At 67.5% G+C, this 24,069-nt stretch carries 22 protein-coding genes; 7 read left to right on the top strand and 15 right to left on the bottom strand.

Annotation, left to right across the window (positions count from 1 at the left end):
- Positions 1-5 precede the first annotated feature (5 nt).
- On the bottom strand, positions 6-1,745 hold the full coding sequence (locus NBY65_RS23695; protein ID WP_150040786.1) for a S1 family peptidase: 1,740 nt from the start codon (positions 1,743-1,745) through the stop codon (positions 6-8).
- Positions 1,746-2,376: 631 nt separating this feature from the next.
- Entirely contained in the window at positions 2,377-3,537 is a 1,161-nt protein-coding gene (locus tag NBY65_RS23700) for a hypothetical protein (protein WP_150040785.1), read from the bottom strand.
- Between the two features lie 243 nt (positions 3,538-3,780).
- Here NBY65_RS23700 and NBY65_RS23705 point away from each other — a divergent pair, with 243 nt between their 5' ends.
- Positions 3,781-4,305, top strand: a complete 525-nt coding sequence (locus NBY65_RS23705) for an SGNH/GDSL hydrolase family protein (RefSeq protein WP_150040784.1) — start codon at positions 3,781-3,783, stop codon at positions 4,303-4,305.
- A 16-nt stretch (positions 4,306-4,321) separates the two neighbouring features.
- Here the strand turns inward: NBY65_RS23705 and NBY65_RS23710 are convergent, their stop codons facing one another.
- The 4 genes from NBY65_RS23710 to NBY65_RS23725 are packed head-to-tail and all read right to left on the bottom strand — an operon-like array spanning position 4,322 to position 8,098.
- Complete coding sequence (locus NBY65_RS23710) at positions 4,322-4,630, bottom strand: hypothetical protein (RefSeq protein ID WP_150040783.1); 309 nt, start codon at positions 4,628-4,630, stop codon at positions 4,322-4,324.
- 8 nt (positions 4,631-4,638) lie between these two features.
- Positions 4,639-6,051 carry an MBOAT family O-acyltransferase gene (locus NBY65_RS23715; protein WP_150040782.1) on the bottom strand — a complete coding sequence of 471 codons (1,413 nt, stop codon included), beginning with the start codon at positions 6,049-6,051 and terminating at the stop codon, positions 4,639-4,641.
- The gene (locus NBY65_RS23720) at positions 6,051-7,334 is read right to left on the bottom strand and encodes a GDSL-type esterase/lipase family protein (RefSeq protein ID WP_150040781.1); all 1,284 of its coding nucleotides are present in this window, start codon (positions 7,332-7,334) and stop codon (positions 6,051-6,053) included. Before NBY65_RS23720 ends, NBY65_RS23715 begins: the two co-directional genes overlap by 1 nt.
- On the bottom strand, positions 7,334-8,098 hold the full coding sequence (locus tag NBY65_RS23725) for an SGNH/GDSL hydrolase family protein (protein ID WP_162530535.1): 765 nt from the start codon (positions 8,096-8,098) through the stop codon (positions 7,334-7,336). The genes NBY65_RS23720 and NBY65_RS23725 overlap by 1 nt, the downstream gene beginning before the upstream one ends.
- Positions 8,099-8,189: 91 nt before the next feature.
- On the opposite strand from NBY65_RS23725, the gene NBY65_RS23730 reads away from it, so the two are divergent.
- The gene (locus tag NBY65_RS23730; RefSeq protein ID WP_150040779.1) at positions 8,190-8,939 is read left to right on the top strand and encodes an SGNH/GDSL hydrolase family protein; all 750 of its coding nucleotides are present in this window, start codon (positions 8,190-8,192) and stop codon (positions 8,937-8,939) included.
- A 97-nt stretch (positions 8,940-9,036) separates the two neighbouring features.
- Positions 9,037-9,891, top strand: coding sequence for a L,D-transpeptidase (locus NBY65_RS23735; RefSeq protein WP_239002779.1), 855 nt, complete (start codon positions 9,037-9,039; stop codon positions 9,889-9,891).
- Between the two features lie 48 nt (positions 9,892-9,939).
- Here NBY65_RS23735 and NBY65_RS23740 read toward each other — a convergent pair whose 3' ends face one another.
- Genes NBY65_RS23740 through NBY65_RS23775 form a run of 8 tightly spaced genes read right to left on the bottom strand, consistent with a single transcriptional unit; the run spans position 9,940 to position 16,971 of the window.
- The gene (locus NBY65_RS23740; RefSeq protein ID WP_150040778.1) at positions 9,940-10,839 is read right to left on the bottom strand and encodes a LysR family transcriptional regulator; all 900 of its coding nucleotides are present in this window, start codon (positions 10,837-10,839) and stop codon (positions 9,940-9,942) included.
- A 10-nt stretch (positions 10,840-10,849) separates the two neighbouring features.
- Positions 10,850-11,524, bottom strand: a complete 675-nt coding sequence (locus NBY65_RS23745; protein ID WP_150040777.1) for an aspartate/glutamate racemase family protein — start codon at positions 11,522-11,524, stop codon at positions 10,850-10,852.
- Complete coding sequence (gene hydA, locus NBY65_RS23750; protein WP_150040776.1) at positions 11,521-12,990, bottom strand: dihydropyrimidinase; 1,470 nt, start codon at positions 12,988-12,990, stop codon at positions 11,521-11,523. The genes NBY65_RS23745 and hydA overlap by 4 nt, the downstream gene beginning before the upstream one ends.
- Before the next feature lie 16 nt (positions 12,991-13,006).
- A complete protein-coding gene (locus NBY65_RS23755; RefSeq protein WP_150040775.1) occupies positions 13,007-13,933 on the bottom strand; it encodes an N-carbamoyl-D-amino-acid hydrolase in 927 nt (308 codons plus the stop codon).
- A gap of 35 nt (positions 13,934-13,968) precedes the next feature.
- Positions 13,969-14,634 (bottom strand): amino acid ABC transporter permease, encoded by a 666-nt coding sequence (locus NBY65_RS23760; protein WP_150040774.1) that lies wholly within the window; start codon positions 14,632-14,634, stop codon positions 13,969-13,971.
- A complete protein-coding gene (locus NBY65_RS23765) occupies positions 14,634-15,329 on the bottom strand; it encodes an amino acid ABC transporter permease (protein WP_150040773.1) in 696 nt (231 codons plus the stop codon). Before NBY65_RS23765 ends, NBY65_RS23760 begins: the two co-directional genes overlap by 1 nt.
- A gap of 3 nt (positions 15,330-15,332) precedes the next feature.
- Positions 15,333-16,076, bottom strand: a complete 744-nt coding sequence (locus tag NBY65_RS23770; RefSeq protein ID WP_275266297.1) for an amino acid ABC transporter ATP-binding protein — start codon at positions 16,074-16,076, stop codon at positions 15,333-15,335.
- A 34-nt stretch (positions 16,077-16,110) separates the two neighbouring features.
- Positions 16,111-16,971 carry a transporter substrate-binding domain-containing protein gene (locus NBY65_RS23775; RefSeq protein WP_239002778.1) on the bottom strand — a complete coding sequence of 287 codons (861 nt, stop codon included), beginning with the start codon at positions 16,969-16,971 and terminating at the stop codon, positions 16,111-16,113.
- Between the two features lie 337 nt (positions 16,972-17,308).
- Between NBY65_RS23775 and NBY65_RS23780 the strand changes: the two genes are divergently transcribed.
- The 4 genes from NBY65_RS23780 to NBY65_RS23795 all read left to right on the top strand — a co-directional run bounded on the left by NBY65_RS23780 (position 17,309) and on the right by NBY65_RS23795 (position 21,277).
- Complete coding sequence (locus NBY65_RS23780; RefSeq protein ID WP_150040771.1) at positions 17,309-18,163, top strand: D-amino-acid transaminase; 855 nt, start codon at positions 17,309-17,311, stop codon at positions 18,161-18,163.
- 22 nt (positions 18,164-18,185) lie between these two features.
- Complete coding sequence (locus NBY65_RS23785) at positions 18,186-19,112, top strand: dihydrodipicolinate synthase family protein (protein WP_150040770.1); 927 nt, start codon at positions 18,186-18,188, stop codon at positions 19,110-19,112.
- 16 nt (positions 19,113-19,128) lie between these two features.
- Positions 19,129-19,914 (top strand): SDR family oxidoreductase, encoded by a 786-nt coding sequence (locus NBY65_RS23790; RefSeq protein ID WP_150040769.1) that lies wholly within the window; start codon positions 19,129-19,131, stop codon positions 19,912-19,914.
- Between the two features lie 295 nt (positions 19,915-20,209).
- Positions 20,210-21,277: an IS630 family transposase gene (locus tag NBY65_RS23795; RefSeq protein WP_150040768.1), complete on the top strand. Its 1,068-nt coding sequence runs from the start codon at positions 20,210-20,212 to the stop codon at positions 21,275-21,277.
- Positions 21,278-21,568: 291 nt separating this feature from the next.
- On the opposite strand, the gene NBY65_RS23800 is transcribed toward NBY65_RS23795, so the two are convergent.
- Entirely contained in the window at positions 21,569-23,944 is a 2,376-nt protein-coding gene (locus tag NBY65_RS23800; RefSeq protein ID WP_338110410.1) for an Orn/Lys/Arg family decarboxylase, read from the bottom strand.
- Positions 23,945-24,069: the final 125 nt, after the last annotated feature.

A 24,069-nucleotide genomic window follows, 5' to 3' on the forward strand; every position in this document is an offset into this window, starting at 1 on the left:
TGCCTTCAGCGCGCGGGGGGCGTGGCGGGTGGGGTCGGGGCGGGTGTCGCCGGGGCGGGGGCGACCGGAGACGGCGTGGCCGGGGTCGGCGGAGGCGGCGTTTCGGGGTGGCACGGACCGTCCTCGCGACGGATGTCGACACCGTTCTGGCCGAGGAAGGTCGCCAGCACCGTGGCGGTGAGGGCGTAGTCCACCCGGTAGGCGGTTTCCTGGTCGGTGCGGATGAAGGTGTTCACCCCCACCACCCGCCCGCAGCGGTCGGTGAGCGGGCCGCCGGAATTGCCGCGGTTGAGGTTGGCGGTGTGGACGATCACCTGCTGGCCCTCGAACGCCTGCACCGCGCTGACCTCGCCCGAGGTGAAATGAGCGGCGGGGATGGAGGCGTTGTCGCCGTCCAGGAAGCGGCGGAAATCGTCGCCGGCGCCGGTCACGAAGCCGGGGAAGCCCACCGCCACGACCGGCAGCAGGCGGTCCACTCCGGTCGAGAGCGCCAGCGGCGGCAAGGTGCCGGTTTGCAGGCGCAGCACGGCAAAATCGGGTTGGCCGATCTCGTGGTTGCGGGTGCGCGCCACCACCTCGGCCGGCACCGCCCGCCCCAGTTTGCGGCTGGCCACCAGCAGGCGGCCCGGCAGGGCGTTGTCGACCACATGCAGGTTCGTCACCACCCGGTCCGGCGCCACCGCGAAGCCGCTGCCGGTGGCGAGCCCGGTGTCGCCGTTCGGGGCGCGGATCTCGGCCAGCACCAGCACGGTGGACTGTTCCAGCAGGTCGGCGAGGTTGGTGGCCTGGGCCGGTTGGCCGGGGGCGGCCGGGCGCTGCACCGGCTGCTGCTCGGGGGGCGCGGCCAGCACCGGTGGCATCGGCGAAAGCGGCGCCCGCCCGGCGCCGCCGGCGTCGAGCGTGCAGACATCCCCGCGCAGTGCCGTCTCCAGTTGGTCGACGCGCCGGCGGAGGCCGTCGTTGACAGCTTCCTGCATCCGCCGCAGGCCGGCGTCGAGCCCGGGCTCGGGCGGGCGGGGGGCGGTGGCCTCCAGCCGGCGAGCCAGTATCGTCCAGCCGGCGTAGTAGCCGGCGGCGAGGGCGATGCCGGCCACCAGCAGCACGATGGCGACGGCGGCGGCGATGGTGGCGGCAAGCGAGAGCCCCCGGTGCCCACCCGGCGCCACCGGTGGCGGCGCCGCGCTGCCCGGGGGAGAGGGGGAGAGGGACGGCGGCGCGGCGGGGGCCGTCGCCGGGACTTTCCAGGGGTTCAGCTCCAGCGGCAGGATGTCCTGGAACACCTTGGCCCAGTGCGCCGCCAGGGCCGCCGGCGTCCCGTCGGTGCCGGCGGGCATCATGCCCCAGTTCACCAGCGCGACCGCCTCTCCCGTCCAGAGCAGGTCGGTGGCGGCGGGCACGGTGAGGGCAGCGCGCAGCAGCGGTGCCGTCGCCGGGTCGGTCAGCAGCGGCCCGAGCGCCGCCACCTGGGCGCGCAGCGATTCCTCGGCGGCGGTCCGCTCGGCGAAGGGCAGGTTGACCAGTGGCACCGGCGCCTGGCTGGCCGGCGCATACCAGGAAACCCGTGTCCCCGCCTGGCCAGGACGACGATCCGGCTGCGGTTCGGCGAACAGGGAGGCAACCGCCGGCACGCGCTCGTCCAGCAGCGCCCGCAGAGCGGGGAACTGCTCGATACCGGGAGCGCTGCCGGTGGGAACGAAAGAGAAGCCGGTGGTTTCAGTGGCGGTGAGCAGTCGCGACGCAGCCATGGGTCTCGGGATCCTGTTGAAGCGGACCAGGGCCCGCGAACGGTGTCTCCGCTGATTGCCCGCACCGGTACAGAAAGATAACTTCTACGGAAAGATAACTTCCGTGCCGGCGGAGATGGCGGGAATAAAACACAGAGAAGTGTACAAAACGATAAATTTATTGATTAGCTACTCTGAATTTTTCTTAGTTTTATATAATTTAGTTGCTTTTTCGTAAAAATCGTCCGGCCATCATCGAGTGATGGGGACGGCCGCGCCCCGGCGGGGCCGGGGATGAAGGGGAGGCAGAAGACCCCGCGGCCGGTTCCTGCCTGCCCTGTCGGCTGGTTTCGGTGACGGTTGCGCCTGCGATCCTGAACACATGGTGTTCGCGTCCGGCCTGCTCGATCGCGACCCGGTCGGCATGGGCGAGAAAGCCGGGCATGGCGATGAGGGAGGCGTTGTCTTCGGGGGAACACCCGGATCGGATCCGAATCAGGTCCCGAATTCAGGTGACGCGATCACACCCTGGGCCGACATTGTCATCACATGGCAGTTGGTAGTAGCTGGTAACATAGTCAGTGCCGCCATTGTCGGGACTGCCTCGCCCTTTGGGGGAGAGGCGCGAGACTGGTCCATTGGGTCCGGCGCATCAGAATCCCAGATTGCAGGCCCTGGCGAAGCGACGGAACGGTTCGGATGCTGTCTGCAGGCTGAAGCGTTGCGGCGGCTCCAGGGCTATCACCTCCACGGTCAGCATGCCCGTGTCGCGGAAAAGGCTGAACAGGGGGGCGTCCGGCCGCAGGACCACCGAGAACGCGTGGCCATTGGGACTCTCGCTGACGTTGGTGGTCAGGGTGACCGCCCTGGCGGCGGTGCTGATCCTGAGGGTGACGCGCCTTCCGAGCGGGATATCCGGCGCCACGGTAAAGCCGAAGAAGATATCGTCGGAGCCGGGCGGCTCGCCGCACACGAAGAACGGCCCGGCGATCTCGCTTGATCCGTCGGCATCCGACACGATCCAGCCAAATTTGGGTCCGCCGCCGCCGTCGGGGGCCATGAATTGCCATCGCCCCGTCCCGTCATGCGGCGCCTGGGGCGCGGCACGGGGACGTTCCGACGTGGCGCCGGCCCGGGTGTAGACCCCATTGAACGAGACATTCAGGCCGCCACAGCCGGCGTTGTCCTGCACCACCAGCCGCGCCTGTTCCAGCCGTGCTTCCACCAGGCATTCGTCGGCGCGTCCGAACGTCACGCGGGAGCCGCGCGGGACGGCTCGTTCGGAGAATTGCCCGACATGGACCGCGCCCGGCACGCGGCCGATCCACGAGGCATTCCCCTCGGCCTGGAGCTGGTTGCCGACGACCCTGATGGTGATCTCGGCATTCTCCCGCTTCCAGGTTCCGCTCCATCTCTGCAGGCCCGTGCCCGCCGGGCAGCGGCTGAGGGTGAAGCCCCGTCCGTTCGACAGATTGCGGACCTGCACGGAATCCGGACCGACGACGCGATAGTCCCATTGCGTCCCGACCGGCGTCGTGGTCGAGGCAAGGGTTTCGGTCGTGAATCCGTCCGCCCGGCGGCCGGTCACGCGCTCGGCATCGACACGGCCGGCCTGATCGCGGAACGTCATGTCGTTGCCGGTGGCGCTCCAGACATAGGATTTGGCCGGGCAGGCGGTCGCCGGCCCGGTGGTCCACAGGCCCGCCAGCTCCTCGAGCCGCGGCTGGGCGGCCGCGGCCCTCGCCATGGCAAGGGTCGCAACAGCAAGGACCATCACCCGCGTCAGGCGGGTGCGCCGAAAATACCAGGTCATGTCGCCCTATCCCGCGGAGTCCAGGTCCTGATGCGAACAGGCGCGGCCGCCATCATACGGACGGCCATGGCAATGGCGGCCGTACCTCTACCAGCCGCGACCTCCTCGATGCGAGCATTTTTGCCGGACCACGCAGGATGCCGGAGGACGGCAACGTTGTATGTGGGAAGGCCGATGCGGTACTGTCTGGCACCGGAGAGACCTGTCGGACCGCATGGCCGCGCGTTGTCCAGGGAGTGCCGGATGAACCGGGTTCGTTGGCGACCCGCTGCTTTGCTTCGAACCCTGGTGGGAGTAGTTGCCGCGGCGATGGGTGGCACGCCTGCCCTGTTGCCCGCGATGCCGGTTGCGCCGGCGTCCGCCGCTACGGGCGCGTGCCTCATCCTTGGAGACAGCCTCGCGGTCGGCATCGCCGCCGCCGCCCCCACCTGCCGCAGCATGGTCCGGATCGGCATCGGCTCGCGGAGATTCCTCAGGCAGTACCTGCAATCTCCGCAGGATTCGGATACGGTGGTGGTGTCCCTCGGCGCCAATGACGATCGTGGCACGCGGGAAGCGCTGAGCGAAATACGGCAGAATCTCAGGGCGCGCCGCGTCGTGTGGGTCCTGCCGTCCCGCCCGGAGGCAGCGCGCGCGGCCATCCGGTCGGTGGCGGCGGCGAACAACGATGCGACGGTGGACACGGCGACCGTGTCGCTTGAGCCGGACAGGCTGCACCCGACAGCGGGGGGGTACCGGAAAATCGTCGCGCTGGCGCTCGAGCGCTGATGCCGGCTGGAAACGCTCAGGGCTGCCCAGGGGAGGCAAAGCGGGCCGCCTGCAGGTTGCGCATTCCCTGCCGCACCGCCCCGTAGGCGTCGGCGAGCCCGAGCCGGGTCATCGCCGCGTCCCAGGCAAGCGCGCCGTCATGCAGGATCATCATCGCCGGGCTGTCCGGCTGGCGCTCGGTCCAGTCGAGCAGGGCGCGCGAGCCGAACGGTGCCGCCAGGGCCGTGGCGAGCAGCAGGGCCGTGAGCACCTGCCGCGGCGCCGCGGCCGGCATGGCGCGGTCGAGCGTCCTGTCCAGGGTCCGCCAGTTGACAATGTCGCTCATGGATTCTTTCAGAACTGGAAATAGATGAAGGGAGGCACGCCATCGGGCCCGAGCGCGTCGATGGCGAGGGCGCAGACGCCGAACGCGGCGGCCATCGCCCAGCCCTGCCGCGCGGGGACGAGCCGGTTCAGCCGCGCCGGCAGGTCGGGCGGCAGGAAGTGCAGCGCCAGCCCGAGCACGATCAGGCCGAGCGCCAGCGGCGTCGTCTGCGCGATCCCGCCATCGAGCCGCGCGAAGCCGGCGAGATAGATCATCACCGTCTCGAAGGACCCGGCGCGGAACAGGATCCAGCTCAGGCAGACCACGTGGAAGACGACGAAGGTGCCAAGGATGCGTCCGGCCCGCGTGCCGGCCCACCCGCCGGTGAGCGGGGCGAGCGCGCGCCCGACGATCAGGCCGAGGCCGTGCAGCGCCCCCCAGGCGACGAACGGCCAGGCGGCGCCGTGCCAGATACCGCCGAGCAGCATGGTGATCGCAAGGTTGCGCGCCGTCCGCCACGGCCCGCCGCGGCTGCCGCCGAGCGGCTTGTAGAGGTAGTCCCGCAGCCATGACGACAGCGAGATGTGCCAGCGGCGCCAGAATTCCTGCAGGCTGGCGGCGCGATAGGGCTGGTCGAAGTTGCGCGGAAAGTGGAAGCCGAGCAGCGCCGCGCAGCCGATGGCGATGTCGGTATAGGCGCTGAAGTCACAATAGATCTGCACCGCGTAGCCGTAGGCCGCGAGCAGCAGGTCGGCGGCCCCGAAGGCGGCGGGATCGAAGAACACCGGATCGACCAGATCCGTGGCGAGCGTGTTGGCGATCACAACCTTCTTGAAGAGCCCGCCAAGGATCAGCAGCAGCGCCGCCGGGATGTCGACCGCCCCGGCCTGCGGGCGGTAGAGCTGCGGCAGGAACGCGGAGGCGCGCACGATCGGCCCGGCGACGAGCTGCGGAAAGAACGAGAGATAGAGCAGCATGTCGGTCAGGCACCGGCACACCGCCACGTCGCCGCGCCGGACGTCGACCACGTAGGAGATGCCGTGGAAGGTGTAGAATGAAATCCCGACCGGCAGGATGATCTCGACGAAGGGCAGCATCTCCGGCAGGCCGAGCGCGCGGGCCAGATCGTTGGCCGAGCTGACGAAGAAGTCGAAATACTTGAAGGTGCCGAGCAACGCGAGGTGGATGGTGACGGCCGCCGCGACGATGCGTCCGCGCCGCCGTTCATCGCCAGCGCTGCGGTCCAGCAGCAGGCCGGCGACGTAGCTGACCAGCGAGCTGAACGCCAGCAGGAAGCAGAACCGCCAGTTCCAGTTGGCGTAGAACAGGTAGCTCGCCACCAGCAGGACGAGCTTGCGCGCCTCGAAGCGGTCGGCGAGCGGCACCATCAGCGCCGCGACGCCAAGGAAGAACAGCGCGAAATCCAGCGTCGGGAACAGCATCAGCCGGCCTTCCCGGGCAGCCCGCGATAGCGGTCGTAGCCACGCATGATATCCTCGAACAGCGCCTCGGCGGTGGCGCGATAGCCCGGCCGCAGCAGGTGCAGCCGGTCGGGGGCGGCCCGCGGCGGCACCGATTCCGCCCAGGCAAGAATGCTGCAGGCACCGCCCATCGCCGCCGACCAGTCCCAGAAGCCGGAGCCCGTGGCGGTGGCGACGCGGCGCTGCGCTGCCCGCACCGCATCGAGGCGCGGCGGTCGTACCCAGGCGGATTGCCCGGGGCAGGCCTCGCCGGCATGCCCCGCCCGCGCGCGCCGCGCCCCGTCGGGCGGACCGAGTACCGCAGCCGCCGCCGCAGGCCAGGCCCGCCGCAACGTCTGCAACCGGTTGGCATAGCGGCGTTCGTAGGCGTGCGGGTCGATGTTGTCGTCGAAGCCCTCGTTGGAGCCGAAGGCGACCAGCAGCAATGCCGGCTGCAGCCGCGCCAGTTCGGCGGCGATCAGGTCCGCGTCCCAGCGGCCGACCAGGTCGATGGTGGCACCGATGGTGCCGAGATTGGCATAGCTTACGCCGCGACGTCCATTGGCCGCGCCCCAGGACAGGACATCGACCGGGCCGTCGCCGCCGGCCCGCAGCACCACCGCCTTCGCCGCCGGCCCGGCCTTCAGATCCAGCCAGAGCGGCGCCCGGCCAATCGCGCCGCCCGGGCCGGGCGCAGGGGCGGCGGCGGTGGCAAGGCTGACGCTCGCACCGGTGTCGGCCCGCAATTCCAGGGTGCCGCCGCCCGGCTGCCCGAGCGCCTCGACCCACACCCTGCAGACGCCGCCCGGCGTGCGGGCGGTGAGCGTCATCTCGGCGGTGCCCTCGGCGCGTTGGCGCAACCCGGACAGGCCGAACGGCCCGGGCGCGGCGGCCCGGCCGAAGCTGCTGAGCGTATGCCAGCCCTGGGCGGTTACCTCGACCTGCGCCGGCCGGTAGGCGGCGAAGGGAATGCCCGGCGGCAGCATGCCCCGGCCGGCATCGCCGAAGCGCGCCTGGAACAACTCGCGCATGCGGCCGCTGAAGCCGTCGGCGGCGGTATGGCTGTCGCCGATCTGCAACGCCGTCAACTGGCCATCGCCCTGTCCGTCCTCGAGCGCGGCCAGCGCGGCATAGAGCGGTAGGTATGGCGTGCCCGTGCCGGCCTGGGCACGCCCCCCGTTCCTGGCCGGGGCCGCTTCGTCACGTGGAAAGCAGCTACCGAGCAGCAACACTGCCGGCAACGCGGAGAGGGCACGGCGGCGCATCAGATCCCCGCTGCGTTTCCGGCGGTGAGCGTCTGCATCACCCGCTCGGCAATCAGCGCATAGCCGGCGGGGGTGAAATGGATGCCGTCATCGAGCCGCATCCGCTCCTCGCGTCCTTCCAGCGAGCGGCCATGCGAGACGTAGTGACCCGCGGCGTCGGCTACCACCGACCAGAGCGGCACGAAGGTTCCGCCGGCGGCCTGCACCATGTCCTGATAGATCCCGTTCAGGTACGCCATGTCGTGGCTGTAGACGCCATCGCGCGCTACCGGCTGGCCAAGCCAGAGCACCCCTATCCCGGCACCGCGCAACGTCTCCAGCATTGCGGTGACGCGGGCCATGTAGAGGCCGCGCCAGGCATCGCTGCGGAACTGCACCGGGCGTTCGCCGGCAAGGCGGATCGGCAGGCGGTCATTGCCGCCAAAGAACATGATCGCCACGCCGCCCTGCGCGGTCGCGGTGTAGGTGCGGATCGCCGCCGGCCAGTCATAGGCGGCCGCCTGGCTGATCGCCGAGCCGGCCCGGGCGCAGTTCTGTACACGCAGATCGGGATAGCGGCGCCTTGCCTGGCGCAGTGCCACGGCCACGCCTTCGGCCTGGCTGTCGCCGAACACGGCAAGCGGTGGCAACGGCGCGGCCCTCGCCGGAAGGGCGGGCGCCGCCAGCGCCGTCGCCAGCAGGACAGTGAGGGACCGGCGCGACAACAGGGGGATGTCGTTGCGTAAAAGCCGCTGCTCCGCGGACGGCCGCTGTTTTGGGCTCATCACAAAACGGGTCCATATCATTTGACCAGCAGCTAATAGCAAAAGTAGAATTCTAAAGAGAAGCTTTTTAACCTGAAGTAGAAACCTGGAAATGTTATCAGCCAGTCAAATATCCTTCGGGCGCACCGACAAGACATGGTCGCGCCGCGCCATGCTGGGCGGCCTTGTCCTGCCCTTCCTGGCCGGCGCGCCGCCGGCACGCGCCGAGCCATCGTTGCGGATCCTGGTGATCGGCGACTCCCAGGCGCAAGGCCTGGCTGCGGGCCTGCAGAAAGTGCTTCGCGGCATGCCGGCGGTGCGCGTGCTCGACCGCACGCGGATCGGCACCGGCCTGATCGCCCGTGGTCCCTCCGACTGGCCGAACAATGCGCGCGCGCTTGCCGCAAGCGAGCAGCCTGGCGTTGCCGTGGTGATGTTCGGCGCCAATGACCGGCCACCGGTGCGCACGCACGGAAAGGTGGTGCCTGCGCTCTGCTCTGCCTTCGAGCAGCGCTATGGCGCGCGGGTGCGCGAGGTCGTCACCGCGCTGCACGGCGCCGGTGCCCCGGTGCTCTGGGTTGGCCACCCGAACGTACGGGATCCGGAATACACCGAAGACATGCTGATGCTGAACGACATCTACAAGCGCAACGTGCTGGCCGATGGCGGTATCTGGGTGCCGGTGTGGGATGCGTTCGTCGGGCCGGATGGCGGGTTCAGCGCGCACGGGCCGGGACCGGGCGGGGAGACGACACGGCTGCGCGCCAATGACGGCATCCACATGACCAATGCCGGATACGAGGTCATCGCCCGCCGCCTGCTTCCCTATATCGAGCAACAGCGTGGCCAGGCGATCGGCTGACGCCTGGTCCCCCGCCTTCCTGTGGCGACTGGCCGGAAGCTTCCGCACCTGGCGTCCATTCCATCCGCCTGAACCGACCTCGTATCAAGGCTGCACGATGATGTTGATGTTCCGTTCTGCACTCCTTTGCAGCTTGATGCTCGCTGCGTCGGCCACGACGGGGGCCGCGATCGCCGAACCGGTGCAGGCCCGGATGCAGGCCATTCCGGTTGTCGCCTCTGGGTTTCAGGCCAGCCTGACGCTCTTGCGCGAACAGATGCGGCAGGAAGTGCCCGGTCTGCTGACGCTCTCCACGGTTCAGACCGATCAACTCCTCGACCTCGCGCGTGGCCAGTTGCAGGCATCGAACGTCGTGCTGAGCCGCCCCCAACTGCTGATCATCGTGGACCGCAGCCCATCGGTCCAACAACTCCTCGTTGTTGCTGCGTCGCCGTCCGAAGGCTGGCAGGTCATCGGGGCGACCCATGTCTCGACCGGCAAGCCCGGGCGGCGGGAGCATTTCCTGACGCCGCTCGGCGTGTTGCAGAATACGCCGGACATCGTGGGCTACCGCGCCGAAGGAACCCGGAACGAGTACGGCATCCGCGGCCTGGGCGTGCGGGGAATGCGGGTGTGGGACTTCGGCTGGCAGGAAACGGATAACTGGCGCTGGCCGGGGACCAAAATCAACATCCGTATGGCGATGCATGCCACCGACCCCGACGCACTGGAGCCGCGCATCGGGCGTCCCGACAGCCAGGGGTGCATCCGCATACCGGCTGTCCTGAACCGGTTCCTGGATCGGCATGGCGTGATCGACGCCGAGATCGAGACAGCCGCGCAATCCGATCCTCGCTTCGCCGCTTTGCTGCTGCCCGGCCGCATCCCCACGCCAATCGCCGGCAATACCGTGGTGGTGGTGGATTCCTCGCTGGCACGGCAATCTGGTCTCGCCGCGATGACGCAACGATGAGCCCGCCGGAGTTGTGGGAAGCTCCGGCAGTCCAATGGGCCACCTCAGTCAGCAGGCGGCCCGCAGGGCGGCGATGAAGCTGTGCAGCAGGCGCGACCGCGGCACGCCGCGGCGGGTGAGCATCACCGCCGTGATCTCCGACGGCGGCAGGAAAGGGCGTTCGATCACCGATGCGGAGGCATGGAAGCGCGCACTGTAGGGATCGACGATCGCCGGCGCCACGTCGGCATTGGCCAGCACCGCGGCGGTGGAGCAGTAGCGGACCTCCACGCGGGGGTTGTAGCTGGCGAGGTCGCGTTCGAAGGCGGTGCGGATGATCTGGCCGATCCGCGAATCCGCCTCCAGCCCGATGAAGCCGGTCGCAGCCAGATCCTGTGCGCTGATCTCGGCCTTTTCCGCCAGGGCACTGCCCGTCGGTACCAGGCAAACCATGTGGGTGCGTGACAGCACCTCGACATTGACCGCCGGATGCTGTTCCAGCGCCAGGGCAAGGCCGATATCGGCGCTGCCGTTCTGCACCGCCTCGATCACCTCGCCCAACCGGCGCACGTCGTAGGAAACCGAGACATCAGGGCGATGACGCAGCAATTCCCGCAGCGCCACCGGGGCGATGGTGTGACCAAGCGGCGGCGTACTGAGGATACGCAACCGGCCTGACACGCCCTGGCGGATCGCCTGGGCGCGCAGCGAGAAGTCGCGCATCAGGTTGAACATCGGCCGCACCTCCTCGTAGAGTTGCAGCGCTTCCTCGGTCGGGTGCAGGCGCCGGTGCAGGCGTTCGAACAGCGTGACCCCGATCTGCTTTTCCAACTGCCGGATGCCGATCGAAACGGCGGGCTGGGACAAGCCCAGCGATTCCGCCGCCTCGACCGTGCTGCCGTAGCGCATCATCGCGCCGAACATCTCCAGCAGACGGAACGGGACCTCGCCTTGTTCGTCGGCCATCATCCAACCGCCATCATCCGGCTGTCAGCAGCAGCCCGAGCGCGGTGGCAACCGCGGCCTGGGTCGGGTCGATCACCGGCACGCCCAGCGCCTGTTCCAGCCGGGCGCGATGGCCGGACATGCCGGCACAGCCCAGCACCACCGCGCCGGCGCCGGCCGCCAGCAGCCTTTCGCCCGCCCGCAGCAACTGGCCGAAGCTTTCCTCGCCATGGCCGCTGTCGGCGACGGAGATCCCTTCCAGCGCCACCTCGGCGGCCAGGCGCTGCTCCACGCCCAGCCGGCGCAGCGTGCGCAGATGGCGCGGGATGGACAGCGGCGAGACCGCGATCACGCCGAAACTGTCAGCGAGCGACAGCGCCGCCAGCACCCCGGCATCCTGGATGCCCAGCACCGGCTGCTTCGTCAGGCTGCGGCCGAGATCGAGGCCGGGCTGGGAATAGCAGGCGATGACATAGGCGCCGCAATCGGGCCGCGCCGCGATCAGGTCGCCCACGCGCAAGGCGGATTCATCGACCTCGCGCTGCGTCACCACGCCGGTCGGGCCTTCGGTGATGGTGACGCATTCGATCGCCGGGCCGGCGGGGAAGCGGAACCCCGCCAGCGCGTCCGACAATCCTTGCGTGACGATTTCGGAACTGTTGGGATTGATCACCAGGATCGGCCCGGGCCGGCTCACGCCCTGGCTCATGGGGCGATCTCCGCGCCGAAGTTGCGCGCAGGGTCCAGTTCCGGGGCACGGTAACCCGGCATGCCGGTCAGGTCCACGCGGCGGCGCGCGACGAAACGGCCCCGGCCCGGCTCGGCCCGCAATGCGCCCTGGTGGACCACGACGGCACCGCGGCTCAGCACCGTCTCCGGCCAGCCGGTGATCTCCATGCCCTCGAAGGGCGTGTAGTCCATGTTGTCGTGCTGGTCGGCAAGCGTGGCCTTGCGGGTCTCGCGCGGGTTCCAGATGGCGATATCGGCGTCGAAGCCGGGCGCGATCGCGCCCTTGCGGTCGAGACCGAAGATGCGCGCGGCGTTGCTGGAGGAAAGCTGGACGAATTGCGGCAGGGTGATGCGGCCCTTGCTCACGCCCTCGCTGAACAGCCAGGGCAGGCGCATGCCGATGCCGGGCATGCCGTTGGCGATCTTCGGATAGGGGGCCTCGGTGCCGTTGGCGAACTTGCCGGTGGCGTCGAAGCGATAGGGCGCGTGGTCGGAGGACACGGAGGCGAATGTGCCGCTGGCGACGTGCCGCCACAGCGCTTCCTGCGTGGCGCTGTCGCGCACCGGCGGCGAGCACATGAACTTCGCCCCCTCCATGCCCGGCCGGTCGAGCGCCTCGCGGGTCAAGGCCAGGTACTGTGGGCAGGTTTCGCTGAACAGCTTCACCCCGCGCAGCCGCTCGCGCTGGATCAGCGTCGCGCCCTCGGCAGTGGAGCAATGCACCACGAACAGCGGCGCATCCACCAGCTTGGCCAGGGCGACGGCGCGGCCGATCGCTTCTTCTTCCGCCAGCGCCGGGCGGCTGATCGCATGGTAGCGCGGCTGGGTGAGTCCGGCGGCGGCCAGCCGGCGGTTCATCCATTTCACCATGTCGTTGTTCTCGGCATGCACCATGGTGATGGCGCCGTTCTGCTTGGCCACCGTCATGATGTCGAGCATGCCGCCGTCGCCGATGTTCATGAGATCGTAGGTCATGAACACCTTGAACGAGGTGATGCCGCGGGCGAAGGCGCGGGGCAGCCCCACCTCCAGCACCTCGGGCGAGGGATCGGAGATGATCAGGTGGTAGGAATAGTCGATCACCGCGTTGCCTTCGGCGCGGCTGTCATAGGTGGCGATCACGTCGTCGATCGACTGGCCGCGATGCTGGGCGGCGAAGGGAACGAAGCAGCTATGCCCGCCGAAGGCCGCCGAGATCGAGCCCGAGCGGTAATCGTCGGCGGTCATGATCTTGCTGGAGCTTTCCTGGGCGATGTGGCAATGCGCCTCGATGCCGCCCGGCATCACCAGCTTGCCGCTGGCGTCGATGCGGGTTTCGCCGCCCGCGATGGTTTCGGCCACGGCGGCGATCCGGCCATCGGCGATGCCGATATCGGCACGGAACACCTCGCTTGCCGTCACCACGGTGCCGCCGTGGATGACCGTTTCGAACCCCTTGCCGCTCATCGCCAGTCCCCCTCTGTCAGACGTCCACCACCGCACCGGTCTGCGCCGTGATCCGGCCGTAATGCTCGATACGCCGATGCTCGGCGAAGTTGAAGATGGTGGTCTTGCCGAAGGCGCATTTGGCGAAATCGCATTCGGCCAGGATGATCTCGTCGCCCTCGCCGGCGGCGCGGGCCAGCACGAACCCGTTCGGATCGACGATGATCGAGCCACCCATCAGCGGATACCCGTCTTCCACCCCGGCCTTGGCCACGCCCACCACATAGGTGGCGTTCTGGTAGGCGCCGGATGTCATGACTAATTCCGAATGATACAGCCGTTCCTCGCGGCCCTCGGATTTCATGTGGCCGTTCACCGAGGGGGTGTTGTAGCCGATCGTGACCAGTTCCACGCCCTGCAGCCCCAGGCAGCGATAGGTCTCCGGCCAGCGGCGGTCGTTGCAGATCGCCATGCCCATCACCACACCCTCGTTGCGCCAGACATTGAAGCCCAGGTCGCCCGGCTCGAAATAGCGCTTCTCCAGGTGCTGCTGGCCGCGGGTGGGCTGGTATTCGACATGGCCGGGCAGATGCACCTTGCGGTACTTGCCGATGATCTCGCCGGCCCGGTTGGTCAGGATCGAGCTGTTGAAATGGCGCCCCTCCGGCGTCAGCTCGGCATAGCCGAAGCTGATGGCCACACCCAGTTCGCCGGCGCGGCGGAACAGCGGCAGGGTGGCCGGGTTCGGCATCTCGCGCTCGAACCAGGCATCCACCTCGGCCTGGTCGGTCATGTACCAGCGCGGAAAGAAGGTGGTCAGCGCCAGTTCCGGATAGACCAGCATCTGCACGCCCTGCGCCGCCGCCTGTTCCAGCAGGGCGATCATGCGCGCCACCACCAGCTCACGGCTGTCGGCCTTCTGGATCGGGCCCATCTGGGCGCCGCCAACCACGAGTTTGGTCATCAGCGGTTTCCTTTTCGTCGCAATGGGCGCAGGGCTCAGATGGCGAGCCGGCGCTGGAAGCGGGAGACGAGGCGGACCATCGGCCACAGGATGGCCAGGTAGATCAGCGCCGCGAGCACGAGCGAGGAGGCGTTGTAGGTGACGGACCGCACCATGTTGGCCGAATAGGCCAGCTCGTGCAGCGACACCACGGAGGCCAGCGAAGTAGCCTTGACCACCTCGACGGTGTTGGACAGCAGGTCGGGCAGCACGTTGCGCACCGCCTGCGGCAGCACGACGTACAGCAGGGTCTGGGTCTGGCCGAGGCCGGTGGCGCGCGCCGCCTCCCACTGGCCCTTCGGCACGGACTGGATGCCGGCGCGGTAGATCTCGCCGTAATAGGCGCTGTTGTTGAGGAAGAAGGCCACCACCACGGCGGCGAACGGATCGAGCCTGATGCCGGCGAAGGGCAGGCCGGAATAGACGAAGATCAGCAGCACCAGCGGCGGCAAGGCACGGAAGATGTCCACGTACAGCCCGATCGGCCGGCGCAGCCAGGGGCGCGGGCTGAGCGAGGCCAGCGCCACCAACGGCCCGCCGAGCAGACCCAGCGTCACCACGACAAGGCTGATCTCGCCCGTGACCAGCAGGCCCCGCAGCAGCAGCGGCAGCGCCTGCTGCATGATCTCCCAATTGAGGAACTGGTCGAGCACGAGGTCCATCACGCCTCCTTCCGGCCGGCGCCGGGGGCGAGCCGCCGTTCCACCGCGCGCACCAGCGCGACGAAGGGCAGGAACACCACCAGATAGGCGATGGCGGCGAGGGTCAGCGGCGTGGCGCTGCCGGAGAAGCTCTGCGCCGTGGTGGCGGCGCTGAGGGTTTCCGACACGCCGATCACCGAGCCCAGCGCGGTCATCTTGGTGATGGTCAGCATGCGGTTGACCAGCGGCGGGGTGGCCAGGCGCAGCGCCTGCGGGATCGCGACATAGGCCAGCGTGCCGCCGAAGCCCAGTCCAGTGGCCAGCCCCGCTTCCCACTGGCCCTTGTCGATCGCGGTCAGCGCTGCCCAGAACACTTCCTCGGCCACGGCGGCCAGCACCAGCGACAGCACCAGGAACAGCACCGCCAGGGCGGACAGCCGGATCTCGACCGCCGGCAGGCCGAAATACAGCAGCAGCATCAGGATCAGCGGCGGCAGGGCACGGAAGATGTCGGCGAAGCCGATGATCGCCCAGGACAGCACCCGCAGCCGCAGCGCGCGCAGGCAGGCCAGCACCAGACCGGACAGGATGCCGGTGACGATCACGCCGAGTCCCACCTCGATCGTGACCAGCGTGCCCTGCAGGATGGCAGGCAGGTATTTCGCCATCACCGCAGCATCGAAGAACGTGCCCAGGAAGTGGTCGAGCCCGCCCATGGCCTACCTCGCCACGCGCGCGAGGAAGGCGCGGGTGCGCTCGGCCTGCGGCGCGCCGAAGATCTGTTCCGGCGGGCCTTCCTCCACCACCACGCCCTGGTCCATGAACACCACGCGGTCGGCGGCCTCGCGGGCGAAGCCCATCTCGTGGCTGACCACCAGCATGGTCAGCCCCTTTTCCTTCAACTGCTTCATCACCTTCAGGACCGATCCCACCAGTTCGGGATCGAGCGCCGAGGTCGGTTCGTCGAACAGCACCACCTTGGGATCGAGCGCCAGGGCGCGCGCGATCGCCACGCGCTGCTGCTGGCCGCCGGACAGCTCGGCCGGCATGGCGGTGGCGCGGTGCGCCAGTCCTACCTGATCCAGCATCTCCATCGCCTTGGCCTCGGCTTCCGCCCGGCCGCGCCCCAGCGCCTTGCGTTGCGCCAGCGTGACGTTGCCCATCACCGATAGGTGCGGATACAGATGGAACCCCTGGAACACCATGCCTACTTGCAGACGCATGCGGTTCAGATCCCGCGTGCTGCCGTGCATGATGTTGCGGTTGTCCACCAGGATGTCGCCGGCGCTGGGTTCTTCCAGCCGGTTGCAGCAGCGCAGCATGGTGCTCTTGCCCGAACCCGAGGGGCCGATGACGAACACCAGCTCCCCGGTTTCGACGCGCAGGTCGATCCCGCGCAGGACCTGGCGTTCGCCGAAGCGCTTTTCCAGGCCGACGATTTCCAGCATGGGCCGGCGGATCATCGTCGGCTTCTCCCGGCGCGGGACCGCGTCATGGTCAGTGCAGGTCGGTGCAGGAAGGCTTGTGCTCATCCGCGACATAGCCGGCGAAGCCGGGCACGCCGTAGCCCTTCACCGGGGTGACGATGGTCTGGCCCGGCTCGGGGGTGATGCCGAACCATTTCTGCGACAGTTTCGCCATCGAGCCATCGATCTTCAGGCACTCGATGGCGCGGTCCACCAGGTTGCGAGTGGTGGTGTCGTCCTTGCGGAACGCCAGGCTCCAGACCTGACCGCTCGGCACCGCGAAGGACAGCTTCAGCGCCGGGTTCTTCTTCACCGCCCAGGCGACCACGGTGACGCCGGCGAAATTCACGTCGGCCCGGCCGGCGAGCACGGCGGCCACGGCGTCGGAATTGGTGCCGTAGCTTTCCACCGTCCAGCCATATTCGGCGGCGTGCTCACGGGCGAAGGCGTCGTAGTTCGAGCCCTTGTTGACCGCGATCACCTTGCCCTTGAGATCGGCGAAGGTTTTGTAGTCGGGCGCGCTCTTGCGGGCGAGGAAGCGGAAATCCGCATCCATGAAACCTTCGCTGAACAGCAGGTTGGCGGCACGTTCCGGGTTCACCGTGACCGGGGCGGCGAGGAAGTCATAGGTGCCGGCCTGCAGGGCCGGGATCAGCCCGGAGAATTCCGCGGCGGTGATGGTGATCTTGCGGCCGAGCCGCTCGGCGATCAGGTTCGCGAGGTCCACGTTGAAGCCCTCAATGCCGCCGCTGAGCGTGGGCATGGCGTGCGGGGCGAAGGTGCCATCCAGCGCCGTCTTCAGATCTGGCCCGGCCGCGCGCGCCGCGATCGGGGGAAGGGCGAGGGCGGAGAGCAGCAAGGCGGTCGAAAGGCGCCGGAAAGTGGGGATCACACCAGTCTCCTTTGACGGGAACCACAGCGTCGCGGTGATGGGTTGCGGCAGCGTTGTGCCGGCGTTGTGATCTTTCCGGGATTCCCGGAGCGTCGCAATATAATTCGGATAAATAAGAAAATTAGAATTATACGGATTGGTTATTCCAAATGATACAATTTCTCCTGGCGAAACCTGAAAAGCCGGCCTGGGCACTGGATTTCCGTCGTACCCCCGCCCGTATTTAATCCTTATACGGAACGACAGTGCCCCCTTGCCCAAAACCGCCGCGCGCCCGAACCTGCCGGCCTTGCCGACGCGGTCCAGGGTCCGCGCCGTACCGCTTTGGAGCGTGACCATGACGCGTATCGTCCATCTCAATGGACAATGGCTGCCCGAGACCGAAGCCCGCATCTCCATCTTCGACCGCGGCTTCCTGTTCGCCGATGCCATCTACGAAGTGACCGCGGTGATCGGCGGGAAGCTGGTCGATTACGCCGCCCATGCCGCCCGGCTGAAGCGCTCGCTGCACGAGATCGGCCTCGGCCTGCCTTGCGCCGAGGAACAGATGCTGGCGCTGCACCGCGAGATCGTGGTGCGGAACGATCTGAAAGAGGGGCTGATCTACCTGCAGATCTCGCGCGGCGCGGAGGACCGGGACTTCATCTATCACGACGGGCTGGCGCCGACCTTCGTGATGTTCACCCAGGCGCGCAACGTGCTGGGCAATCCGCGCATCGAGCGCGGCCTCAAGGTGGTCACCGCCCCCGATCGCCGCTGGAGCCGGCGCGACATCAAGACCACGCAATTGCTGTATCCGTCGCTGGTCAAGACCGCGGCGCACGGGCAGGGCGCGGACGACGTGTTCCTGGTCGAGGACGGGCTGATCACCGAAGCGAGCGGCGCCAACGTCCATATCATCGACCGCAGCGGCACCTTGATCACCCGCGCGCTGAGCCAGGCTATCCTGCCCGGCATCACCCGCGCCTCGGTGCTGGAGATCGCCCGCGCCGGCGGCATCCCCGTCGAGGAACGCGGCTTCTCGGTGGCGGAGGCGCAGGCGGCGGCGGAATGCTTCCTGTCCTCGGCCACCAGTTTCGTCATGCCCGTGGTCGAGATCGACGGGCAGCCGATCAGCGACGGCGCGCCCGGCCCGCTGACACGGCGCCTGCGCGCGCTTTACCTTGAAGACCGCCTCGCCGCCGCCATCTGAGCGCCTTCCCGGGAGATCCACCATGGCCCTGATCCACCGCAACACCAGCGGCGTCTACATCATCGCCGCCACCCCCTTCACCGAAACCGGCGCGGTCGATGTCGCCGGCATCGATTCCCTGGTCGATTTCTACGCCGCCAGGGGCGTCACCGGTATGACCGTGCTCGGCATCATGGGCGAGGCGGACAAGCTGACCGCGGAGGAACGGCGCGCCGTGCTCGACCGCTTCCTCGCGCGGGCCGGCGCGATGCCGGTGATCGTCGGCATCTCTGATTCCGGCATGGCCAATCTGGCGGATTTCGGTAAATACGCCATGGACCGCGGCGCGGCCGGCGTCATGGTCGCGCCCAATCGCGGCGTGCCGCGCGAGGACCGGGTCATCGGCTATTTCGCCGAGGTCTGCCGGGCGCTCGGGCCGGATGTGCCGGTGGTCTACCAGGACTACCCGCAGACCACCGGCGTGCCGGTCTCGGTGCGCACGATCCTGGAAATCGCCGACGCCAACCCCCAGATCGTGATGCTGAAGCACGAGGACAGCCCCGGCCTCGCCAAGATCACCGCCATCCGCGCCGCCGAGGCCAAAGGCGGACGCGAGCGGCTGTCGATCCTGGTCGGCAATGGCGGGCTGCATCTGCCGCAGGAGTTGCAGCGCGGCGTGGACGGCGCCATGACCGGCTTCGCCTATCCGGAAGCGCTGGTCGATGTGGTGCGTCTGCACCAGTCCGGCGCGGTCGACCGGGCCGAGGACGTGTTCGACGCCTATCTGCCGATCCTGCGCCATGAACAGCAACCGGGCATCGGGCTGGCGCTGCGCAAGATGATCCTGCACCGGCGCGGCGCCATTCCCTGCCCGGCGGTGCGCGCCCCCGGCCCGCTGCTGTCGCCCACCGATCTGGCCGAACTGGAACGGCTGATGGCGCGCACCGCCGCCCGCGTCGCGTCCCTTTAAGCCACAGGAGGTTTCCATGGATCTCGGACTGAGCGGCAAGCGGGTTCTGGTTCTCGGCGCGAGCCAGGGGCTGGGCGAGGCGATCGCCAAGGGGTTTCTCGCCGAAGGGGCGCCGGTGATCGCGGCCGCGCGTTCGGTGGAGAAGATCGAGGCCTGGCGCGCGGTGTTGCCGCAGGAGCAGGCGGCGCGGTGCCGCGTGATCGCGGTGGATCTCGCCGATCCGGCCAGCGTCGCCGCCCTTGCCGATACGGTGCTGGCCGAAGGTGGCGTCGATGTGCTGATCAACAACGGCGGCGGCCCCGCCCCGGGCGGGGTGCTGGCGCAGGGGCCGCAGGTCTGGGCCTCCGCCTTCGCGGCCATGGCGGAATCGCTGTTCGTGCTGACGGCGCGGCTGATCGAGCCGATGCTGCAACGCGGCTGGGGCCGGATCATCACCGTCGGCAGTTCGGGCGTCGAGCAGCCGATTCCGACGCTCGCGGTTTCCAACACCATCCGTGCCAGTGTCGCGGGCTGGTCGAAGTCGCTTGCCACCGAAGTGGCCGGGCGCGGCGTCACGGTGAACATGCTGCTGCCGGGTCGTATCGCCACCCCGCGCGTGGCCAGCCTGGACGCTACCCGCGCGGCCCGTGCCGGCCTGGACGTGGAGGAAGTGCGGCGCCAGTCGATGGCGGAGATCCCCGCCGGTCGCTATGGCCGTCCGGAGGAATTCGCCGCCGTGGCCGTGTTCCTGGCGAGCGAGCAGGCCGGCTACGTCACCGGCAGCATGATCCGCGTCGATGGTGGCATGATCCGCGCGGTCTGAGCGTCCCCAATCCCGCAGCGTCTGCCGGTCCATCCCGCCGGCGGCCGCTGCCTCGGCCTGCGCAGCACCTTCCAGAACCATCGCATGGGCCCGCAGGCGATACGCCCGGCCCATGCCCCCTCTGGTCGCTTGATCCTGGGCCAATGCTCAGAGATCGGAACCGATGCCCCGGAGTGCGGCCATTGAGAGCAGCGCATCCCAAGGTATCGATCGGTTCTGGTCAACGAGCATTGGTAAACCCCAACTCCGTGAGAATCTGCTTGCCTTGGGGGAGCGAGCTTGATTCGCTCCTTCCATGACGGGTGACATCCTGCCCCCTGCGGACCGGGCGCATTTCCTGGCGATGATGCGTCGGCAGACGAACAGCGCGGTGCACCGACGGATGAACGCGCTGCTGCTGCTCGACGATGGCTGGACTGCCGAGCGGGTGGCGGAGGCGCTGTTCATTGACGCGGAGACGGTACGGGAGCATCGGCGGCGCTACGCGCTGGAGGGCCGGACAGGCATCGAGCGGCTAGCCTATGAAGGGCACGCCCCGGCCCTGACCGAGGCGCAGATGGCCGAGTTGGCGACGGAACTGTCGGCCCGGCTGTATCTGACGGCGAAAGCGGTCTGCGGCTTCGTGGCGGCGCGTTTCGGTATCACCTACACGCCGCATGCGATGGCGAAACTGCTGGTGCGCATGGGCTTTGTCTGGAAGCGGCCGAAATGCGTGCCTGCCAAGGCGGATGCCGAGGCACAACGGGCTTTCCTGGCGCAGACGCTGGCGCCGCTGATGGCCATCGCCGAGGCGAACCCGGCACAGCCGCTCTATTTCGTCGATGCGACACACCCGGCTTACGACGCCCATCCCGCCTGCGGCTGGATCCGGCGTGGCGAGACGCGGATGCTCAAGAGCAACCACGGGCGGGTGAACGTGACGCTGGCGGGTGCGCTGAGCTGGCCTGGCCGTGAGGTGGTAACCCGCGAGGCCAAGAAGATGACCGGCCCGGAGATGGTGGCGTTCTTCGCCGAACTCGCGGCCCGCCATCCGACGGCAACGGCCATCACCCTGGTGCTCGACAATGCCACCTATAACCGGGCGAGGGTGGTACGCGACTGGCTGGCGACCGAAGATGGGCATCGGATCAAGCTGGTCTACCTGCCGCCCTATGCGCCGAACCTCAACCTGATCGAGCGCTTCTGGTGGTTTTTCAAGAAGCACGCGCTATGGAACGTCTATTATCCCACGTTTGCCGACTTCAAAGCCGGGATCATTGACTTCTTCAGCGACATCGGCCGCTGGAAGAACGACCTCCTGTCGCTCATCACCGATCGCTTCCACTTCATCGACGCGCAACAAACACAGATTTCATCCGCGTAGGGGTTTATCAGGCGGCATGCCGGTTCGCAGCCACATCGCGTTTCAGACTTTTCCACAACTGATCTATCGCATTCAGCTCCGGCCACTGCTTCGGCAGCCCACGCCGTAGAAGATCAACAACTCGCTGCAGCCCTTCCTGAGCCAACGCGGGATGGCCCGCCGAGCAGGCAATCGGGCACCTGAGAAGGTTTACAGGCCGCGGTTCACGACATTGCCGAGGAAGATGATGGTTGCCGGAAGATTATGCCGGGAGGCGTCGGCACGCAGATGTGGATCGATATAATCTCAACACTATTCGCGCACCACGTAAGTATAAAATCGCATCGAGCCGTTTGCCTCGTGCTCCCGGTACACACCCTGAATTTCCGTCTCGAAGCCGGGGAACAGGTTGGCGGCACACTCGAACACGCGCAGATACTCGATCATCGGCTGGGCGCGCTCGTCCAGGCGCTCGCCCGGGACAATGGTGGCGATGCCGGGAGGATAGACCAACATCAACGTCGCGGCGATTCGCCCGGAGATGCAGTCGATAGGCAGGTAATCGACGTTGTTGCGCACCAGCTGGCGCACTGCCTCGTCCGGCTTCATCGCGATCGTGGGGAAGTGGCGCTTGCGGAACTGCAGCCGCTGCAACCGGCCGAGCTGGCGGTCGCGGTAGAAGCCATGCATTTCCGCGCACAGGTCACGCAGACCGACCCCATCATAGCGCGGGCTGCGGCGGCGTACCAGCTCAGGCATAACCTCCAGCAGCGGCGCGTTGTCGTCGTGCAGCTTTTTGAAGGTGACCAGCCAGCTCAACAGCGTGCCGGCCTTGCTCGACTCAACGCCGGGGGTGAGCAAGAACAGGATGCTGTGCAGGTCGTTCTTTTCCGCGACAATGCGATTCTCGCGCAGGTATTCCGCCAGCACCGGGGCCGGCACGCCATGCGCTTGATACTCGCTGGTCTGCCGGTCGATGCCGGGGGTCAGCAGCGTCAGCTTGTTAGGGTCGGTCATGGCATAGCCTGGCGCCACGTGCGCGAAGCCGTGCCACGCGTCTCCAGGGTTGAGCAGCCAATATTGCGGATCCGTGGCGAGGTCGTCAGTCGGCACCTGTTCCCAGGGTGTGGGCACCGCGACTTCCCCGTCGCCGCGCCACATGACCACCTCGGGCACGAACGGCTCAAAAAACCAACGTCGCGCCGCATCGGTCTCTTTTTCCGCGAATTCGCGCCGGATCGCCCGCATTTTCTTGCGCAGCTCGATGCCCAACCGGATGGTATCGTCCCATAGCACCTCGCCCTGCCGTCCCTTCATCATGTGGGCGCCGACATCCAGCGAGGCAAACAGCGGGTAGAATGGCGAGGTGCTGGCATGCAGCAGAAACATTTCGTTAAAGCGCCGGTGCCCCAGCCGACGCGGTTGGTCCGCGATGTGACGATCGCGAACGTGGATCTGTGAGGTCTGCGACAGGCCGGCAAGTTGCTTGTGCGCAGACTGGGTGGCGATAATACCAGGCTGCGTTTCATTCAGGCCGCGCAGGCCCATGGCGTAGCGGCCCCGATAGAGCGGGTGGAACTTCATAAAGCCCGCCCATGCCTCATCGAAGACGATATAGTCGCAGAGTGGGCCCAGCTTCTGAAGGATCAGTTCGGCGCTGATGATGGTGCCATCGTAGGTACACTGCTCGATCACTGCCACCCGAAAGGGTCGCGGGCGCTGCCACGCGTCGGGGTCGGTGACCAGAGGGTGGCAACGAATACATTCGCGGATGCGCGTCTCGTCCAGTGCCTCGGCATCGATCGGTCCGATCAGGCCATAGGCGTTACGGTCGGTCTCCAGGTAGACTGGAATGCCGCCGCCCAGAAACAGCGCACCGTGGTGAGCGGCCTTGTGATTGTTACGGTCAAACAGCACCAGGTCACCTTCGGCCACCAGCGCCTGCAATGCGATCTTATTCGAGGTGGAGGTACCGTTGAGCACGAAATAGGTCCGTTCGGCACCGAAGATCCGCGCGGCTTCCCGTTGCGCGGCGAGGGCTGGTCCTTCGTGCGTCAATAGGTCACCAAGATCGAGCACCGAGTTATCGAGGTCGTCGCGGAACACTGCCTCGCCGAGATGCTCGACGAAGATCCGTCCGATCGGACTGCGGCCATAGAATATGCCGCCATTATGGCCCGGGCAGGTCCACAACTGGTTCCCTTCCTCGGCATAGTCCACCAAAGCGCCGAAGAATGGAGTCTTCAGCGTCTCGGCGTAGTTACGTAACCGTCCAACTAAGTTCTTGGCGATGAACTCAGGCGTTTCTTCTGCAAGAAAAACATAGCCGTCCACGTCGTTCAGGACTTCGACCGGGATATCCTCCAGGCGCTTGCGGCGCACCAGAATGAGAATGGGGACGTCCAGGCCGCGTTTGCGTACCAGAGCGATCAGGGCGGCAGCGCGGCCAAGCGCACCTCCCTTTCCCCAATCCACAACGATGCAGCCAATGGCTGCATCGGTGCGGATCGCCAGTTCCGCATCGTCCGGCCGGTGAGCACGCACGACTTGAAAACCAAGACGCTCGATATTCGAGATGATCTCATGCAGCCGCTGGCCCTCTAGCTTCCCACCATCGAATGCTGGAGCACAGACCAGAAACTTGAAGCGACGGTGGTAGTCCAGGGGAAATCTCCTATGGAACGCCAATGATGAGAATAGGTCTGCATAGCGGCTGTCGCAACTATTGTCGAACCGACTGCTGTGGCCCGATCGTCATTTCTCGCTGCTTCCGTGGGTTGCCGGCGTCACCGCAGGGGGCGTCGTCATTCCTG

The sequence above is a fragment of the Rhodovastum atsumiense genome (assembly GCF_937425535.1).
Classification (GTDB): domain Bacteria; phylum Pseudomonadota; class Alphaproteobacteria; order Acetobacterales; family Acetobacteraceae; genus Rhodovastum; species Rhodovastum atsumiense.

Coding starts and splice junctions, on each gene's coding strand:
- NBY65_RS23715 (WP_150040782.1), bottom strand. CDS start 6,051: ATGCTGTTCCCGACGCTGGATTTCGCGCTGTTCTTCCTTGGCGTCGCG.
- NBY65_RS23730 (WP_150040779.1), top strand. CDS start 8,190: ATGTTATCAGCCAGTCAAATATCCTTCGGGCGCACCGACAAGACATGG.
- NBY65_RS23755 (WP_150040775.1), bottom strand. CDS start 13,933: ATGACCAAACTCGTGGTTGGCGGCGCCCAGATGGGCCCGATCCAGAAG.
- NBY65_RS23760 (WP_150040774.1), bottom strand. CDS start 14,634: ATGGACCTCGTGCTCGACCAGTTCCTCAATTGGGAGATCATGCAGCAG.
- NBY65_RS23695 (WP_150040786.1), bottom strand. CDS start 1,745: ATGGCTGCGTCGCGACTGCTCACCGCCACTGAAACCACCGGCTTCTCT.
- NBY65_RS23740 (WP_150040778.1), bottom strand. CDS start 10,839: ATGATGGCCGACGAACAAGGCGAGGTCCCGTTCCGTCTGCTGGAGATG.
- NBY65_RS23720 (WP_150040781.1), bottom strand. CDS start 7,334: ATGCGCCGCCGTGCCCTCTCCGCGTTGCCGGCAGTGTTGCTGCTCGGT.
- NBY65_RS23790 (WP_150040769.1), top strand. CDS start 19,129: ATGGATCTCGGACTGAGCGGCAAGCGGGTTCTGGTTCTCGGCGCGAGC.
- NBY65_RS23785 (WP_150040770.1), top strand. CDS start 18,186: ATGGCCCTGATCCACCGCAACACCAGCGGCGTCTACATCATCGCCGCC.
- NBY65_RS23700 (WP_150040785.1), bottom strand. CDS start 3,537: ATGACCTGGTATTTTCGGCGCACCCGCCTGACGCGGGTGATGGTCCTT.
- NBY65_RS23710 (WP_150040783.1), bottom strand. CDS start 4,630: ATGAGCGACATTGTCAACTGGCGGACCCTGGACAGGACGCTCGACCGC.
- NBY65_RS23780 (WP_150040771.1), top strand. CDS start 17,309: ATGACGCGTATCGTCCATCTCAATGGACAATGGCTGCCCGAGACCGAA.
- hydA (WP_150040776.1), bottom strand. CDS start 12,990: ATGAGCGGCAAGGGGTTCGAAACGGTCATCCACGGCGGCACCGTGGTG.
- NBY65_RS23705 (WP_150040784.1), top strand. CDS start 3,781: ATGAACCGGGTTCGTTGGCGACCCGCTGCTTTGCTTCGAACCCTGGTG.
- NBY65_RS23735 (WP_239002779.1), top strand. CDS start 9,037: ATGATGTTGATGTTCCGTTCTGCACTCCTTTGCAGCTTGATGCTCGCT.
- NBY65_RS23725 (WP_162530535.1), bottom strand. CDS start 8,098: ATGAGCCCAAAACAGCGGCCGTCCGCGGAGCAGCGGCTTTTACGCAAC.
- NBY65_RS23765 (WP_150040773.1), bottom strand. CDS start 15,329: ATGGGCGGGCTCGACCACTTCCTGGGCACGTTCTTCGATGCTGCGGTG.
- NBY65_RS23770 (WP_275266297.1), bottom strand. CDS start 16,076: ATGATCCGCCGGCCCATGCTGGAAATCGTCGGCCTGGAAAAGCGCTTC.
- NBY65_RS23745 (WP_150040777.1), bottom strand. CDS start 11,524: ATGAGCCAGGGCGTGAGCCGGCCCGGGCCGATCCTGGTGATCAATCCC.
- NBY65_RS23795 (WP_150040768.1), top strand. CDS start 20,210: ATGACGGGTGACATCCTGCCCCCTGCGGACCGGGCGCATTTCCTGGCG.